The organism is Rhodococcus triatomae (assembly GCF_014217785.1).
In the GTDB taxonomy this organism is placed as follows: domain Bacteria; phylum Actinomycetota; class Actinomycetes; order Mycobacteriales; family Mycobacteriaceae; genus Rhodococcus_F; species Rhodococcus_F triatomae.
In genome coordinates this window covers 902,978-920,319 of sequence record NZ_CP048814.1, presented here as the reverse complement: position 1 = coordinate 920,319, position 17,342 = coordinate 902,978, and the positions used below count along the sequence as shown (strand labels likewise).

Genomic DNA, 17,342 nt, shown 5'->3' with positions numbered 1-17,342 from the left:
GTTTCGTTGAACCGAACCGGTGTGACATCGTGCCGGAACACGTTGTCGGGCACAATGTCACATCGGTTTCGTTGGATCGAACCGGTGTGACATCGTGCCGCAGGGGCAGGGGCAGGGGCAGGGGCAGGGGCAGGGGGCAGGGGGCAGGGGCAGGGGTTGGGGGTCAGCGGGTGAAGGTGCCCGCTCCGTCGGCGTCGAAGTATTCGAGGGTGACGGTGGTGGGGGAGAAGTCCGCGCGCGAGATCGTTCCGGGTGGGGCGTTCTCACTGGCGATCTCGAAGGTGAAGGTGTCGCCGTCCCAGTGTGTCAGCGGGAACGTCTGCCCGGCGGGACCCAGGCCGAGGACGAGATCGCCGTCGGCCTCGGTGACGGTGGCCGGGCCCCAGTAGTCGTTCGCGTAGGTTCCCGCGTATTCCGGGAGCGGGCGTGGCGGCGCGGGGTCGGCGGGCGGGCTCTGCCCGACGAGGGTGCCCTCGGGCTCGCTCATCGAGGCGAAGGCCTGGGAGTACAGCGTCCGCCAGTCCTCCCGGACGTCGCCGTACTGGACCAGGTCCGCGAATTCGGCGGTGAGGGTCTCCGGAAGACCGGTGGGGCTGCCGTTGGTGAGCGCGACGATCGCGACGTCCGCCGAGGGTAGGGCGAGGAACGACGTCGCCGCGCCGAGTTCGAACGCGCCGGAGTGGCTGAGCTGTACCCGCCCGGCCGAGGTGGTCGAGACGTTGAACCCGTATCCGTAGAAGCCGGCTCTCGTCTCCGGAGACGTCGGGGGATTCGACACCGATTGTGGACTCACCGCGGGCAGCAGCGCGTCCTCGGCCACGATGCGGTCGCCGTCGAACTCGCCGTTCGCCAGCAGCATCGTCATCCACTCGGCCATGTCGTCCACGGACGAGCTGACCCCGCCCGCGGGCGCCTGGGCATCCGGATCGCGGATCGCGCCGGCCACGTAGGTCCCGTCGACGAGTTGGTGCTCCACCGCGCGATCGGGGGCGGCGAGGTAGTCGGCGAATCGCGAACTCGTCGACGACATCCCCAGCGGTTCGTACAGAGACTCCCGCGACAGGGTCGCCCAGTCGGTGCCCGCAGCGGCGGCCACCCCGTCCGCTGCGGCGGTCAGCCCGAAGTTGGTGTAGTCGTAGTTGGCCCGGAACGGCGCCAGCGGCTCGAGTCGGAGCTTCTCGATCACCTGCGGGCCGTCGAACCCGAGATCCTCGAGGCGGTCCCCGGCGTGGTCGGGAAGTCCCGAGCGGTGCGCGTACAGGTCGCCGACGGTGACGTGCTCGGTCACCCAGGGATCGGCCAGCTCGAATTCCGGCAGGATCGACGCCACCGGGGTGTCCCAGGAGACGTCCCCTTCGCCGACCTGACGGGCGACCACCGTCGCGCCGACGGGCTTGGACAGCGACGCCAGCGGGAAGACCGTCCCGGTGCCGACGGCGTCGTCGGTACCCGCCTCGCGCACACCGAAGCCCTTCGCATAGATCGTCTCGCCGCCGTGGACGACGGCCACGGCCATCCCGGGAACCCCGGACGACGCCATCAGTTCGTCGGCGATACCGTCCAGCCTCCCGACCGCATCGGTGACCCGGTCGGCAGGGATGTCCTCGCCCGAGTACGCGCCCGGATCGCCGGTGGCGGTCGTCTCCTCCGGTGCAGACTCCTCGGTGGAATCGGTGCAGCCGACGAGGAAGGCGCCCGCTGTCACCAGGGCCGCCGCCGTCGCCACGAATGTCCGCCGTGCGCTCATCGCGTCACCTTCTCCGTCGGACCCTCCCCGTTCCAGGATGGCATCCGGTCGCCTCGTCCGGCGGGCGTTTCGTCCGCTTCGTCCGAGGGGGAGAGGTCAGCCGCGAGCGGTGAGCAGCCGGCGTAGCTCCTTGCGGCTGGTCTTGCCGACGCCGGTCTCGGGGAACGTGTCGAGCACGGTCACCGTGTCCGGGATCTTCCAATTCGCGAGGCCGCGCCCGCGGACGAAGGCACGGATCTGACCGCCGCGAGGCGGCTCGGCCTCGTCGGTCACGAGCACGAACGCACAGGTGCGCTCGCCCAGGTACGGGTCGGCGACGGCCACCACGACGGCGTCGCGCACGGCGGGATGGGCGAGCAGGTGTTCCTCGACCTCTTCGGCGGACACCTTCTCCCCGCCCCGGTTGATGCGGTCGACATCGCGTCCGCACACGGTGATGTTGCCCGCCTCGTCACGTCGGACGATGTCTCCGGTGCGATACCAGCCGTCGTCGGTGAAGGACCTCGCGTTCGCGTCCGGATTGTCGTAGTAGCCGCGAATCGTGTAGGGGCCCTGGGTGATCAGGTGCCCTTCCGTTCCGGTGGGTACGTCCTCGCCGGCGTCGTCGACCACGCGGACCCGGTCGTGCTCGGACATGGGCCGCCCCTGGGTGGTGGTGACGACGTCGGCAGGGTCGTCGAGGCGGGTGTAGCAGACGAGACCTTCGGCCATGCCGAACACCTGCTGCAGTTGTGCACCGAGTGCCGGCTCGATCCGGGCGGCGAGCTCGTCCGGGCAGCGCGCGCCTCCGACCAGGACCGTGGTCAGGCTGGACAGGTCGAACCCGTGCTCGCGCTTCTCCGCGGTCTCGGTCCACAGCCGGGCCAGCGGCGGGACCAGGCCGGTCATCGTCACTCCGGCGCGCTCGATCATCTCGAAGGCGGCGGCCGGGGCCGGTGACAGCGTGAGGGCCACGGTGCCGCCCGCGGCGAGCGCGCCGAGGATGCCCGGTGAGCTCATCGGGAAGTTGTGGGCCACCGGCAGGGTCGCGAGATAGACGGTGTCCGACGTGACGCCGCACACGTCGTTGCTGCGAACGACGCTGTACAGGTAGTCGTCGTGGGTGCGGGGAATGAGCTTGGGGATTCCGGTACTGCCACCGGACAGCTGCAGGAACGCCACCGCCCCGGGGTCCGCCACCGGCCGGGTGCGTGGTTCCCCGGTCAGAGTGGTGAAGTCCACCACACCGGTGGGGAGTTCACGCTCCGGTTCGGGCACGACGATCACGTGCCGCAGTGCCGGAACCTCCTCGGCGACGGACCTCGCCAACTCGGCGTGATCGAACCGTTCGTGCAGGTGAGCGGTGATGACGGCGATCGCCCCGGAGGCCCGCCCGAGCGCGGTCAGCTCGGCCGACCGGTGCGCGGGCAGGCAGAAGACCGGGAGTGCGCCGATGCGGAACAGCGCGAAGACGGTGGCGACGTACTCCGCCCGGTTGGGCAACTGCACCATCACCCGGTCCCCGGCGCCGATTCCGAGATCGGCGAGGCCGGAGGCGAGGGCATCGACCCGGTCGTCGAGCTCGCGGTAGCTCCAGCGCCGGTCGACGTCCACGACGGCGGTGCTCTGCGCGTGCCGGTCGACCGATCGGCGCAGCATCTGGTCGAAAGTGATTCCGGCCCAGATTCCTTCGCGCCGATAGCGCTCGGCTTCCTCGTGTGGCCAGGGGGTGAAGGGAAGGGAGCCGGGGGAGGGCAAGTGCGTACTCCTGAGACCGAGGGCGGGCACGAAACTTCGCTAAGGATAGCCTATGCTGATGCGCATGACAGGACTGGCGGGACGCACCGTGATCGTCACCGGTGCGTCCGGAGGGATCGGTGCCGCGACGGCGTCGGCCTTCGCGCGTGCAGGTGCGACGGTGGCGATGTGGGACCTCGATCCCGTCCCTGAGCCGAGTGTGCCGCAGGGCGGGCTCGGTCTCTCGGTGGACGTCACCGACACCGCCTCGGTTCGCGACGCGTTCGACCTCACCACCGCTCGGCTGGGAACGCCGACGGTGCTGGTCCACGCCGCCGGTGTTCTCCGCACCGGTTCGGGACTCGACGGGGCGGGGGACGACTGGCTGCACTGTCTCGCGGTCAACGCCACCGGCACCGTCGTCGTCGCGTCCGAGGCGGCGCGCCGATTCGTCGACGCCGGTGGCGGCGCGCTCACCGTCGTGAGCTCGAATGCCGCATCGACGCCCCGGGCGAACATGGCCGCGTACGGCGCGTCCAAGGCGGCGGCGACCGCGTACGTCCGGTCGCTGGGCCTCGAGGTCGCCGCGCGGGGGGTGCGGTGCAATGTCATCTCCCCGGGATCGACCGACACTCCCATGTTGCGGGGGATGTGGGACGACGGGGATCGCTCCGCCGCCGTCATCGCGGGTGATCCGGCGGCGTACCGGCTGGGTATCCCGCTGGCGCGTCTCGCGCAACCGGAGGACATCGCCGAGGCCGCCGTGTTCCTGAGTTCCGATGCCGCCAGGCACATCACGATGCACGACCTGCGCGTCGACGGGGGAGCGACGCTCGACATGTGAGCCTCCCGCCCCGCCGTGCCACCACCGACCATCACACCGATTCGACGAAGGAGTGCCAGAATTGGCTATCCCCGGTATCGCCCCGTACTCCCTGCCGGGCAGGCCCGACGTGCCCGAGGCGCGAGTGGACTGGGCTCTCGACACCGACCGTTGCGCTCTGCTGATCCACGACATGCAGAAGTACTTCATCGACGCCTACGACAAGACGGCCGAGCCGCTGTCCACGGCGCTCGCGAACATCCAGGCGATCCGCGCCGCCTGTGCGCGCGCCTCGATCCCGGTGATCTACACCATGCAGCCGGGCGATCAGCACCCGTCCCGTCGCGGGATCCTGGCGGACTTCTGGGGTGTGGGGCTCACGACGGGGCGCGACACCGAGGTGGTCGAGGAACTTGCCCCGATCGAGTCGGACATCCAGGTCACCAAGTGGCGGTATTCGGCGTTCCAGCGCACGGACCTGCGCCAGTTGCTCGGCCATTTCGGGCGTGACCAACTCATCGTCACCGGCGTGTACACCCACATGGGGTGCATGCTCAGTGCGGCCGACGCCTTCATGAACGACGTCGCCCCGTTCCTGGTCGCCGACGCGACGGCGGACTTCTCCCGCGACGAGCACCTGATGGCACTCGACTACACCGCGAAGCGGTGCGGGAAGGTGACCGTCACCGACGACGTCGTCGCCGCGATCGAGGCCGGTGCGCATCCGGCACTGTCGAACGCGGCCCTCTCGAATCCGGTAGCGGCGAGCCTCGACGTGGCCGCGAAGGGAAGATGATGTACCGCATCATGATGTCGGGCAAGATCCACCGCGCCACCGTCACCCAGGCGGATCTGCACTACGTGGGTTCGGTGACGATCGACGCGGACCTGATGGACGCGGCCGATCTCCTCGAGGGCGAGCAGGTGCACATCGTCGACATCGACAACGGCTCCCGGCTCGAGACCTACGCGATCACCGGGGAACGGGGTTCGGGAGTGATCGGAATCAACGGTGCCGCGGCGCATCTGATCTCGCCCGGGCATCTGGTGATCATCATGTCGTACAAGCACATGGACGACGCCACGTCCCGCGCGTACCTGCCGCGAGTGGTCCACGTGAACTCCGCCAACCGGATCGTGGCCCTCGGGTCCGACCCGGCCGAGCCGGTTCCCGGCGCGCGGGATCAGCTGGCCACGAGATAGGAATTGTGCGTGTTCGGCCCGGCCGCCGCGAGTCAGACGTGCTCGCGGCGACGGTGCTCGAGCGATTCGACGGCCTGGTCGCGCAGCGCCCGGATACGCCCGAGTGCGCTCGAGCCCGCGTCCGCCCGCCAGTAGCCGGACGCATCGAGCATCGGCTTGGGTATCCCGAGATGCTTGGCGACGGCACGGAGTTCGCGGACGATTCCGGCCTCACCGGCGATCCACATCCAGCCCTCGCCCTCGGGGAGGGAGTGGTCGCGGACGGCCTGTGCGAGCAGTTCGGCGTCCGCGACGCCGGACCGGCGGTGGACCCACCGGACGCCCGTCAGCTCCCGCTGCTCCTCCTCGGGACCGTCGACGAGGACGAACGCGTGCAGGTCGACCGTGCCGTCGGCGTCGTCGAGGTAGTGACCGACGGCGGGGAGTGCCGTCTCGTCGCCGGCCAGCAGCCACCAGGAGGCCCCGACGGGTGGGACGGTCGAGATCTTGGGCCCGGCCAGATGGATCTCGTCGCCCGGTCGTGCATCCCGTGCCCAGTTGCCCGCCACGCCGTGGCCGTGCAGGACGAAATCGAGATCGAGCTCGCCGAGATCCGCGTCGTACCTGCGCACCGTGTAGGCGCGGGCGAGGGGAGCCGGCTTGCGTGGCCAGTGCAGATGCCCGTCGTGCTGCTCGGGCAGCACCGGCTCGCCACCGGGCTCGGGGAAGAACAACTTGACGTAGTCGTCCGCGCCGCGGGTGGTGAAGGCGGGCAGATCGTGACCCGCAGCGGAGAAGGCCCCGAGTTGCTCTCCGCCGAGGGTGATCCGCCTCATGCGTGGGGTCACCTCCGCCGTACGGAGCACGGTCAGCTTCCGCAGCACGATGGGTAGGTCGAGCCGACGGGACGGAGTGGTGACCGGCATGAGACCGTCGTCCTTTCGCTGGTGGGCGGCCCGGTGCAGCGCATCGGACCGGCTCATCCTACCTGTTATGGTTAGGCACTCCTAACCCTGCTGTTCGCGGGATGGGGTGTGCTTCTGACAGACGCGGAGGATTTCGGGTGAGTGCGGGTGTTCTGCTGCCGTTGACGGCGGCGCAGTCCGGGATGTGGTTCGCGCAGCAACTCGACGAGGGAAACGCGACGTTCGTCACCGGTCAGTACGTCGCACTGACCGGACCGGTGGACGTCGAGTTGCTACGGGGCTGCGTCGACCGCGCGCTCGGGGAAGTTCCCGAGCTGGGCGCCCGCATCGTCCGGGACGGCGACACGGTGCGGCAGGAACCGGGAGCCTGGGCGCTGCGCTGCGCGGTCGAGCCACTCGGGGAGGCCCTCGACCCGGCTGCCGCGGACGCGGAGGCACTTCGTCGAATGCGCACCGTGCTCGCCGAACCCGTGGACCTCACTGCCGTGCCCGGATTCGGGGCCACCCTCTACGTACTGGGTACGGACCGGGTGCACCTGTTCCTCCGGGCCCACCACGTGCTCCTCGACGTGTACGGCTACACCCTGCTCGAACGGCGTATCGCCGCGCTGTACGCCGCGGCACGGTCCGGAACGGACGCTCCCGCTGCGCGGTTCGCACGTCTGGACGCCGCGGTCGCCGCGGATGTCGAGTACTCGGCGGGGACCGACGCGGTGTCCGACCGCGACTTCTGGTCCGCCGAGCTCGCCTCCGTCCCCGAGGCGCCGACGCCCGCCGATTCCCCGCCACCGCCCGCATCCTGGACGGCGTCGTCGACCACAGGCCTCGCCGTCACCGCTCCTGCGGAGGTGGTCGACCGGTTGGACACGCTCGCGCGGGCCTCGGGGGGAACGTGGGTCGACGTCGTCACGGCGGCCGTCGCCGCGTACCTGGCGAGGGTCGGCGACCGTACCGACGTCGTGGTGGGGTTCCCGTCGATGAACCGGATCGGAACTCCCGCGGCGAAGATCGTCACCACCGCCGTCAACGTGCTCCCGCTGCGGGTGCGGGTGGACCCGGGTCGGACGCTGCTCGACCTCGCCGGCGACGTGCGGTCCGCGCTCGGTCGGCACCGCGCGCACACCCGCTACCGGGCCGAGGACATCCACCGGGACCTGCGCCTGCCCGCCGACAGCCCGGGGATCGTCGGCCCGTCGGTCAACGTGAAACCCTTCGGCGACGCACTGCGATTCGGCGACGTCGACGGGGTCGTCCACTCGCTCGCCGGCGGACCGGTCCGTGACCTCGCGTTCGTGCTCCGCCGGACCGAACTCGGCCGCGACCTCGAGATCCGGATCGACGCCGATGCGGACCGGTACACACCGTCGGACCTGAGCAGACATGCCGCTGCGGTGGTGCGCATTCTCACCACCGCAGCGGATTCCGAGGGGGCCGTGCCCGTCGGTGCGGTCGACCTGTCGGATCCGCAGACCCGGCGCGAGGTGCTCCGCGACGTCCCGGCCGATGTCCCGGCGTCCGACGTGACGGAAGCGTTCGACGAGCAGGTTCGCCGCCGCGGCGAGGCGACGGCGCTGGTGGATGCGGCCGGGCGGGTGTCCTACGCGGAACTGGCCCGCAGGGTGGACGATCTGGCCGGGCAACTGGCCGCGCGAGGTGCGGGCCCGGAAACCCTGGTGGCACTGGCACTGCCGCGCACCGCCGACATGGTGGTGTCGGTGCTCGCGGTCCTGCGTGCCGGTGCCGCCTACGTGCCGGTGGATCCGCAGTTCCCGCAGTCCCGGCTCGACTACATGCTGGCGGACGCCCGCCCGGCGATCCTGCTCACCACGGCCGAATTCGTGAGACGGGTGTCGATCCCGGAGGGCACGCGCACCGCGCACGCGGTCCGCGGGGGCTTCGACTGGGCCGACGGCGCGACCGGGTCGTCGGTGCCCTCGGTGGAGACTGCGCGGCCGGAGACCGCGGCGTACACGATCTACACGTCCGGATCGACCGGCAAACCCAAGGGCGTGGTGATCGAGCGGAAGGCGTTGGCGCGCTTCGTGTGCGAAGGCGCTCTCCTGGCCGGGCTCGGCCCCGGTACCACCCTGCTCGCCGTCACCACCCTCTCCTTCGACATCGCCGTCCTGGAGCTGATCGCACCTCTCACCCGGGGGGGCGACCGTCGTTCTCGCCGACGACGACACGGCACGGGACCCAGTCGCGCTCACCCAGCTGATCGCCGCCGAGAAGGTGACCACGGTGCAGGCGACGCCGTCCCTGTGGGGCGCCGTCCTCGGCGTGCACCCGGCCCCGGACCTGTCCGCCGTCGACGTGATCGTCGGCGGCGAGGCACTGCCCGCAGCCCTGGCGTCGGCGCTCGCCGCCCGCGGCCGCCGCGTGGTGAACATGTACGGCCCGACCGAGGCGACGGTGTGGTGTACGTCCACACCGGTCACCACCGATGAAGGGACCGGATCGATCGGGACTCCCTACCCGGGCACCGGTGTTCGCGTCCTCGACGGATACCTGCACCCGGTGGCGCCGGGGGTGGCCGGAGAGCTGTACGTGACCGGTGCGCAGCTGGCGCGAGGCTATCGCGGGCGCGCAGGGCTCACGGCGACCAGATTCGTCGCCGATCCGTTCGGGCCCGGACAGATGTACCGCACCGGCGATCTCGTCCGCTGGGTGGACGGCGGCCTCCAGTACCTCGGGCGCACCGACGACCAGGTCAAGGTCCGTGGCCACCGGATCGAGCTCGGTGAGGTCGAAACGGCCGCCGCGCAGTTCGACGGCGTCGAGCAGGCGGTGGTGGTGGTCCGGCCCGACCCGTCGGGAACGGACCGGCTGATCGGGTACGTGACACCGCGCTCCGGGGCCTCCGTCGACCCGTCCGCCGTCCGCGAGCACCTCGCCGAGCGGTTGCCCCACTACATGGTGCCCTCGGCGTTGGTCGTGCTCGGCGAGTTTCCGCTCACCCCCAACCTCAAGGTCGACCGCAAGGCCCTGCCCGCACCGGACTTCGCTGCGGAGGACACCGGTCGCGCCCCGCGAACCCCGACCGAGATCGTGCTCGCGGACCTCTTCGGTGAGCTCCTCGGGCTCCCGGACGTCGGGGTGGACGCGGACTTCTTCACCCTCGGCGGGACCTCACTGTCCGCGACCCGGCTCGTCGGCCGGGTGGCAGCCGCACTGTCGGTGCAGTTGTCGTTGCGTGAGGTGTTCGATGCCCCGACCGTCGCCCGACTGGCACCCCTGGTCGACGCCGGGCGGCCCGTGCGAGGGGGGCTGCGGGCCGTTCCGAGGCCGGAACGGATCCCACTGTCGTTCGCGCAGCAACGCCTGTGGTTCCTCGACCGCATGCGCGGGTCGTCCGCGACGTACAACATCCCGTTCGCGATCGAGCTCCGCGGGCCGGTCGACGTCGGAGCGCTGGAACAGGCGGTGCAGGCCGTCGTCGCTCGCCACGACGTGCTGCGCTCACTGGTCGGCGAGGACGGCGAGGGCAGACCCTACTCACACGTCGTTCCGGCGGAGCAGGCGTGGATCCGGCTGATCCACAGCGACACGGTCGGCGCCGCGGCGCTGCGTGAGGCGGCTCGGGTGCCGTTCGATCTCACCTCGGACCTGCCGATCCGGGCGCATCTGTTCGATTCCGGCGAACCGGACGGTGGAGTGCGGCACGTCGTGTTACTGCTCGTCCTCCACCACATCGCGGGTGACGACTGGTCTGCCGCCACGTTGCTCGCCGACCTCGCCGCCGCGTACGGGCATGCGGTGGACGGCGGTGCGGACAGTGGTCCGTTCACCGCCGAGCCGTCGCTGCAGTACGCCGATTACGCACTGTGGCAGCGTCACTCGGGCCAGGGCGAGAACGGCCGTGCTCGGAGTCTCGACTACTGGAGGTCGGTGCTGGCCGGTGCTCCGGAGGAACTGCCGCTGCCGTACGACCGGCGCCGTCCTCCGGTCCCGACCGAGCGTGGTGGCGAAGTCCGGACGGCGTTGGACGAGGTGACGACCACCCTGTTGCGTCGGGCCGCCCGCGAGAACGACGTCACCATGTTCATGGTCGCCCAGACCGCGGTCGCGGTGTTGCTGTCGCGTCTCGGCGCGGGGGAGGACATCGTGCTGGGCGCGCCGGTCGCCGGCCGTGGGACCGGCGATCTCGAGGACGTGATCGGTCTGTTCGTCGACACCCTGCCGCAGCGTGTGGATCTCGCGGGGGACCCGAGCCTGGCCGAGGTCCTCGGGCGGGTACGCCGGGCCGATCTCGACGGGTTCGCCCATCAGGACGTGCAGTTCGAGGACATCGTCGATGCCGCGGGTGTCACCCGTTCCTCCGCGCGGCATCCGCTGTTCCAGACCATGGTGCAGCATCGCACCCCGCCCGAGGTGCCCGAGTTCACCGGCCTCGAGGTGTCCCCCGAGTACTTCGGTACCGGCACCGCGAAGTTCGACCTGACCTTCGAGTTCCTCGAGTCGACGGACACGGTCGAGGTGCGACTCGAGTACGCGGAGGACCTGTTCGACCGGGAGACCGCCGAGACGATCGGTCGCAGGCTGGCCCGGGTGGCGGGCGCCCTCGCCTCGGACGCGTCCGCCAGGGTGTCCGACGTCGATGTGCGGCTGCCCGAGGATCATCGGGCCGAGACGCGGCCACAGCCGGTCGGGGCCGGCTCCGGAGACCTCCCCGCCCTGCTGGACGGCGCCGCCGCGGACTTCGCCGACCGGGAGGCGCTCGTGCTGGGTGGGGAGGTGGTGAGCCACGCCGAACTCGCCGCCCGCGCCGCCCGGGTCGCGCGTGAACTCGCCGCCAGGGGCATCGGCCCGGAGAGCGTGGTCGCGGTCGCCCAGCCCCGGTCCGTCGCCGCGGTCGTCACGCTGCGCGCGATCCTCGCGGCGGGCGCCGCCTACCTGCCGGTCGATCTCGCCTACCCTCGTGCCCGGATCGAGTTCGTCCTGGCCGACGCCGCTCCGACCCTGGTGATCGACGCCGCGGAGTTCGAGGAACTGGAATCCGCCGCTGCCACCCGAGCGGCGACCCCTCTCACCGACGTCGACCGGGTGCGCCGGCTGCGGCCCTATTCTCCCGCATACCTCGTCTACACCTCGGGATCCACCGGTGCTCCCAAGGGAGTCGTGGGCACGTATGCGGCACTGACGAATCGGCTCCTGTGGCAGCGCGCTCTGCTCGGCGGCAGCGAGGACGTCCGGCTGGCGAAGAGCTCGCTGAGCTTCATCGACGGATCCACGGAACTACTGGCCGGGCTGCTGGCGGGGGCGACCACGGTTCTCGCCGACGACGAGCAGTCCCGGGACGTCGGAGCGCTCGCGGCACTGGTGAGCGGGCACGGGGTTCGGCAGCTGACGGCGGTCCCCGGTCTGGCTGCCGCGCTGAACGAGACGGCTCCCGAGGCCGCGTCGCACATCCACACCTGGTTCCTCAGCGGGGAGCCGCTGGACCGAGGAGTGGTCGCGGCGCTGTCGCGTCCCGGTTCCCGGATTCTCAACTCGTACGGCTCCTCGGAAGTGGCCGGCGACGTCGCGGTGTGGACGGCGGAGACCGATGCCGAGGGCGCCCCGCCCGCCCGGATCCTGATCGGCCGGGAGGTCCCCGGGGCCGGCGGCCACGTCCTGGACGAGAGGCTGCGCCCGGTGCCGGACGGCGTCGTCGGCGAACTGTACGTCTCCGGGGTTCAGCTGGCCCGGGGGTACCTGGGCCGACCGGACCTCACTGCCGCCCGGTTCGTCGCGGACCCGTCGGGGTCGGGGCAGCGGGTGTTCCGCACCGGGGATCTGGTCCGGCGCACCCGTTCCGGCGCACTCGAATTCGTCTCGCGCGCCGACAACCAGATCAGCCTGCACGGGTTCCGGATCGAGCCCGGCGAGGTGGAGGCCGCCCTGGCCGCCCACCCCGATGTCGACACCGCGCTGGTGACGGTGTCTGCGGCGGCGTCCGGGGCAGACCACCTCCTCGCCTACGTCGTCCCGAGCGGGGCTCGGGTGCCCGACACCGCCGAGCTGCGGAATCATGCGCGGAACCTGCTTCCGGACTACATGATTCCGGCGACGTTCCTGATGCTCGAGGAGATGCCGACCCTGCCGAACGGCAAGATCGACCGTGCCGGTCTGCCCGAGCCCGTCCGGGCCGAGGCGGGCTCCCGGCAGCCGACCGAGCAGGAACAGGTGTACTGCGTGGTGCTCGCCGAACTTCTCGGCCTCGACGAGGTCGGACCCGACGAGGACTTCTTCGCGTTGGGCGGCAACTCCCTGCTCGCGACGCGATTGTCCTCGTCCCTCCGGGTGCGGACGGGGCGCGAATTCTCCGTCCGTGACATCTTCGACCTGCGTACCCCTGCCGCTCTCGCGGCGGCCGGAACCACGGTGGACGGGACACATCCGGAGCTCGTGCCCGTCGAGCACGCGGACGTCTCGCCGATGTCGTCTGCCCAGCGGCGGTTGTGGTTCCTGTTCCAGCTGGAGGGGCCGAGCGCGACCTACAACATCCCCTTCACCCTGCGCCTGCACGGCGAGGTGGATCTGTCCGCGCTGCGGGTGGCGCTCGCCCGGGTCGTCCGCAGGCACGAGAGCCTGCGGACGGTCTTCACCGGCGACGGAGCGGCCGAGGGCGTGGGTTTCCAGCGGGTCCTCGACCCGGACGAGGCCGAGGTGCCGTGGGGGGTGCGTGACATCTCGGCTGCCGATCTGGACCGGGTGCTCGCGGAGGAGGCGGCACACGAGTTCGACATCACCACGCAGATCCCGATCCGGGCGGTGCTCGTGCGGACCGCACCCGATGCGGCGCACCTCATGGTGCTCGTGCATCACATCGCCGCCGACGAATGGTCGGCCCGGCCGTTGCTCGACGATCTCGCCGGCTTCTATTCCGCCGCGGTCGCGGGCGCCGCGGACGCGGACCTCGACGAGGCGGCGGGTCCGCCGCTGCCGGTCCGCTACCGGGATTTCACCTCCTGGCAGTCGGTGCTTCTGGGCGACGGATCCGATCCGGATTCGCTCGTGGCCGAGCAGGCGGCGCACTGGTCGCGGGTGCTCGCGGGAGCACCCGAGGAACTCGGGATACCCCGCGACCGCCCTCGGCCCTCCGTGAGCACGTATCACGGTGGGGCCGTGCACTTCACCCTGCCCGCCACGGTCCGGGCTGCCGCGGAACGCATCGCCGCCGAGTCCGGCTCGTCGATGTTCATGCTCGTGCACGCGGCGGTCGCTGCCCTGCTCGCTCGATCCGGTGCGGGGGAGGACATCGTCGTCGGGACGCCGGTGGCCGGACGGGCGCATCCCGCGCTGGAACGGGTGGTGGGGTTCTTCGTCAACACGCTGGTCCTCCGCACGGATCTGAGTGGCAACCCGGAGTTCACCGAACTCCTCGGTCGAGTGAGGGACGTCGATCTCGACGCCTATGCGCGCCAGGACATTCCGTTCGAGGAGCTCGTCGATGCGGTGGCGCCGACCCGGTCACTGGCTCGTCAGCCGCTGTTCCAGATCCTCGTGCAGTACCGCGACGCGGTCGCGGAGGTCCGGATGAGCGGGCTCCGGACCGAGCCCGTGTTCGTCGAGACCGGCACGTCGAAGTTCGACCTGACCTTCGATCTCGCCGAAGCCGCGGACGGGGGGATACGAGGACGGATCGAATACGCCACCGAGCTGTTCGACGAGGCCACCGTGGTGTCCCTCGCCGAGCGGCTGGGTACCGTGTTCGCCGCCGTGGCCGCCGACCCGCGGGTGCGGCTGGCGGACCTCGATCTGCTCACCGTCTCCGACCGGGAAATGTTGCGGCGTGCGGAGACCGGCGCCACGCGCACCGTTCCGTCGGTGGGGCTCGCCGAACTGTTCACCCGGCAGGTCGAGGCCACACCGGACGCCCTGGCGCTGGTGGTGGACGGAACGGACACCCGGTGGACCTACCGGGAGCTCGACGCCGCGGTCGAGCGGCTCGCCCGTGCGATCCGCGTCCGGGTGGCCGAGCGGAACAGGCCCACGGCGGACGCGGTCGTCGCCGTGTCGGTCACCCGTGGAGCCGGACTGGTCGTCGCCCTGCACGCCGTCCATCGGGCAGGCGCGGCCTACCTGCCGCTCGATCGGAGCTATCCGGCCGACCGGCTCGCGTACATGGTGGAGGACGCGGAGCCGGCGCTGGTCGTCGCCGACGAGCCACAGCCGTACGACGTTCCGGTGCTCGACGTGGATGCACTCGGTGTGCCCGTCGACCCGCGAGACCGGGCGGTCGCCGACATCCCACACACCCCGGCCCCCCCGCACATCCCGGTCCCCCCACACGCCCCGGTCCCCCCACACGCCCCGGTCCCCGTGGACTCCGGTGCCTACCTCCTGTACACCTCCGGCTCGACCGGACGGCCCAAGGGCGTCCTCGTCAGCCACCGGGCGATCGTCAACCGATTGGCGTGGATGCAGGATCGCTTCCGGATCGGTGCCGACGACCGTGTGCTGCAGAAGACGCCGTCCGGATTCGACGTGTCGGTGTGGGAGTTCTTCTGGCCGTTGATCTCCGGTGCGACTCTCGTGACGGCGACGCCGGAAGGGCATCGCGATCCCGAGTACCTGAGCTCGGTCGTCGTCCGGCAGTCGATCACGACCGCGCACTTCGTGCCCTCGATGCTCGCCGCGTTCCTCGACCATCGGGCGACGGTGGGCGGACGGCTGGCGCTCGCGCACGTCGTCTGCAGCGGTGAGGCTCTCGGGGCCGACCACCGAGACCGTTTCCACGCCCTGGTGGACGGTGCGCTGCACAACCTCTACGGTCCCACCGAGGCGGCCGTGGACGTCACCGCCGAGACCATCGCCACCGGCGACACCTCCGCCGTCGTGCCGATCGGCAGACCGGTGTGGAACACCACGGTCCGGGTTCTCGACGCGCGGATGCAGCCGGTGCCTCCCGGCGTGGTCGGCGAGCTGTACCTGGGCGGGGTCCAACTCGCTCGCGGGTACCACGGCAGACCCGGCCTCACTGCCGAACGATTCGTCGCGGCACCCGCCCCGTCCGAGCCCGGTGCGCGGCTGTACCGGACCGGCGACCTTGTTCGATGGCGACTCGACCTCGGCGGCGACCCGGACTCCCGCGTCCCCGGACTCACGCTGGACTACGTGGGCCGAGCCGACGGGCAGGTCAAGCTGCGCGGTCTGCGCGTCGAACTCGGTGAGATCGAGGCGGTGCTCACCGCCCACCCGGACGTCGCGGCGGCCGCGGTGCTGGTGCGCGACGGTCGATTGATCGGCTATCTGGTGCCGGTGTCCGGCCGTGACCCGGTGACCGCGGACGTGCTCGGGGCCGCCGCGGAACGGTTGCCCGAGTATATGATTCCGACGGCGACCGTCGTTCTGGACGCATTGCCGGTGACGGCGAACGGAAAGCTGGACCGCCGCGCACTGCCGGAACCGGACACCTCCCAGGGCGGCAAGCGGGCGCCCGAAGGACCCGCCGAGCTCGCGATGTGTGAACTGTTCGCCGCCGCACTGCGCATCGACCTCGACGACGTCGGGGCCGACGACGACTTCTTCGTCCTGGGCGGCGACAGCATCATGTCCATCGCTCTGGTGAATGCCGCGCGGCGGCGCGGTGTCACGGTGGGGCCGCGAGAGGTGTTCCAGTGGCGCACCCCGGCGGCGCTCGCTCGGGTCGCCGTGTTCGACACCGAGTCCGATTCCGACGGGGCCGACGGTCCGCGGGACCCGGACGAGCCCGGCCCGGTGCCGTTGATGCCGTCGGTGCATCGCCTCCGGGAATCCGGCCGCGATCCCGTCGGCGTGGGTGGCGCGTTCACGGTGCGCACCGACGCCGGTACGGATCTCGCCGCCGTCACGGCCCGGGTGCAACGGCTCGTCGACACCCACGACGCGCTCCGCGCGACGCTGAGCCGAGTCGCGTCGGTGTTGTGGAGCATGCAGACCGCCGACACCGTGGACGTGTCGCCCGCGGTGCGCCGCGTGGACGCTGCGGGCTGGACCGAAGAGCGGTGGACGGAGGAAGTGGACGCAGCCGTCGCCGAGGTGGTCGCCGGGCTGGATCCGGAACGGGCTATGGTCGGTGCCGTCTGGTTCGACGGCGGCGCGGGGGAGGGCCGCCTGGTCGTCGGCGTCCACGCGATGGCCGCCGACGCGCTGTCGCTGTCGCTGCTGCGCCAGAGCCTCGTCGACGGTTCCGGCGCCCCGGTTAGGCCCGCCGCGACCGCACGTGCGCTCGCCACCCGCGTCAACGAGGCCGCCCAGGACCCCGCGCTGCTCGCCGAGCTGAGTCACTGGGCGGAGGTTCTCGCTCCGGGCGCCACCGTGCCGGGCGGCCCTGCCCTGCCCGGAACGGTGTCCACCTTCGCGGAGACGGTGGTGGACGTGGCGGGTGTCGCGGACGAGCGAGGGGTGCTCGCCGGGTTGGTCCAGGCGCTGGGCGAGTCCGGGGTGAGCAGTGTCGTCGTCGAGGTCGAACGTGATGCACGGCACGTCGGCGGCTCGGAGCCCGAGCCGAGCCGGACGGTCGGGCCCTTCTCGATGGGGCTCCCGGTGCGGCTCGAGGCGGCCTCGGGCGCCGAGGAGCTAGGGCCGGCCGTGGCCGCGGAGCTGGAGCGCGCACCCGGTTCGGGGACCGGCGGGGCGATGTTGCGTCACCTCGGTGCGCAGAGCGCGGCAGCCTTCGCCGCGTTGCCGTCGCCCGAGGTCACGGTGCAGTTCGTGCGCGCCGCGGGCGTGATTCCGGCGCCGGGTGCGGGTGCTCTCGACGTGTGCGTGTGGATGGTCGAGTCGCGCCTGCGGGCCCGCTTCGTCGCGGACGCGACCCGGTTCGACGACGGGTGGGTGCGTGGCGTGGCCGAAGGCTGGGCGCGGGCGGTCGCGGCAGCGGGGGCCGCGCCCGGTGTGGTTCGGGTCGCGGCCGACCGGATCGGTGCGGGAGGGTGACGCCGTCGCAGGTGGGGAGGATTCCGGCCCGGCCAACCCTTTGGGT

Annotated in this window: 7 protein-coding genes and 1 pseudogene; 5 read left to right on the top strand and 3 right to left on the bottom strand. The window is 71.3% G+C overall.

Features of this window, described 5'->3' with window-relative positions; genetic code table 11:
* Positions 1–163: 163 nt before the first annotated feature.
* The gene (locus G4H71_RS04210; protein ID WP_072737897.1) at positions 164–1,747 is read right to left on the bottom strand and encodes a serine hydrolase; all 1,584 of its coding nucleotides are present in this window, start codon (positions 1,745–1,747) and stop codon (positions 164–166) included.
* Positions 1,748–1,843: 96 nt separating this feature from the next.
* Entirely contained in the window at positions 1,844–3,385 is a 1,542-nt protein-coding gene (locus G4H71_RS04205; RefSeq protein WP_083342769.1) for a (2,3-dihydroxybenzoyl)adenylate synthase, read from the bottom strand.
* A 157-nt stretch (positions 3,386–3,542) separates the two neighbouring features.
* On the opposite strand from G4H71_RS04205, the gene G4H71_RS04200 reads away from it, so the two are divergent.
* The 3 genes from G4H71_RS04200 (at position 3,543) to panD (ending at position 5,489) form a co-directional block, all read left to right on the top strand.
* Positions 3,543–4,307 carry an SDR family oxidoreductase gene (locus G4H71_RS04200; protein ID WP_072738053.1) on the top strand — a complete coding sequence of 255 codons (765 nt, stop codon included), beginning with the start codon at positions 3,543–3,545 and terminating at the stop codon, positions 4,305–4,307.
* A 61-nt stretch (positions 4,308–4,368) separates the two neighbouring features.
* Positions 4,369–5,082 carry an isochorismatase family protein gene (locus G4H71_RS04195; RefSeq protein WP_072737895.1) on the top strand — a complete coding sequence of 238 codons (714 nt, stop codon included), beginning with the start codon at positions 4,369–4,371 and terminating at the stop codon, positions 5,080–5,082.
* Positions 5,082–5,489, top strand: a complete 408-nt coding sequence (gene panD, locus G4H71_RS04190; RefSeq protein ID WP_072737894.1) for an aspartate 1-decarboxylase — start codon at positions 5,082–5,084, stop codon at positions 5,487–5,489. Before G4H71_RS04195 ends, panD begins: the two co-directional genes overlap by 1 nt.
* Positions 5,490–5,521: 32 nt before the next feature.
* Here panD and G4H71_RS04185 read toward each other — a convergent pair whose 3' ends face one another.
* Entirely contained in the window at positions 5,522–6,451 is a 930-nt protein-coding gene (locus tag G4H71_RS04185) for a siderophore-interacting protein (protein WP_246442574.1), read from the bottom strand.
* Positions 6,452–6,495: 44 nt separating this feature from the next.
* Between G4H71_RS04185 and G4H71_RS22370 the strand changes: the two are divergent.
* Together G4H71_RS22370 and G4H71_RS22520 are read left to right on the top strand one after the other, a co-directional pair.
* Positions 6,496–8,541 (top strand): annotated as a pseudogene (locus tag G4H71_RS22370) (AMP-binding protein); the annotation flags it as partial.
* A 67-nt stretch (positions 8,542–8,608) separates the two neighbouring features.
* Positions 8,609–17,296, top strand: a complete 8,688-nt coding sequence (locus G4H71_RS22520; RefSeq protein ID WP_260440807.1) for a non-ribosomal peptide synthetase — start codon at positions 8,609–8,611, stop codon at positions 17,294–17,296.
* The last annotated feature ends 46 nt before the right edge of the window (positions 17,297–17,342 follow it).

What these genes read in the sequence shown, in the direction of transcription:
- G4H71_RS04210 (WP_072737897.1), bottom strand. Translation starts at nt 1,747, where the DNA reads ATGAGCGCACGGCGGACATTCGTGGCGACGGCGGCGGCCCTGGTGACA.
- G4H71_RS04205 (WP_083342769.1), bottom strand. Translation starts at nt 3,385, where the DNA reads ATGCTGCGCCGATCGGTCGACCGGCACGCGCAGAGCACCGCCGTCGTG.
- G4H71_RS04200 (WP_072738053.1), top strand. Translation starts at nt 3,543, where the DNA reads ATGCGCATGACAGGACTGGCGGGACGCACCGTGATCGTCACCGGTGCG.
- panD (WP_072737894.1), top strand. Translation starts at nt 5,082, where the DNA reads ATGTACCGCATCATGATGTCGGGCAAGATCCACCGCGCCACCGTCACC.
- G4H71_RS04185 (WP_246442574.1), bottom strand. Translation starts at nt 6,451, where the DNA reads ATGAGCCGGTCCGATGCGCTGCACCGGGCCGCCCACCAGCGAAAGGAC.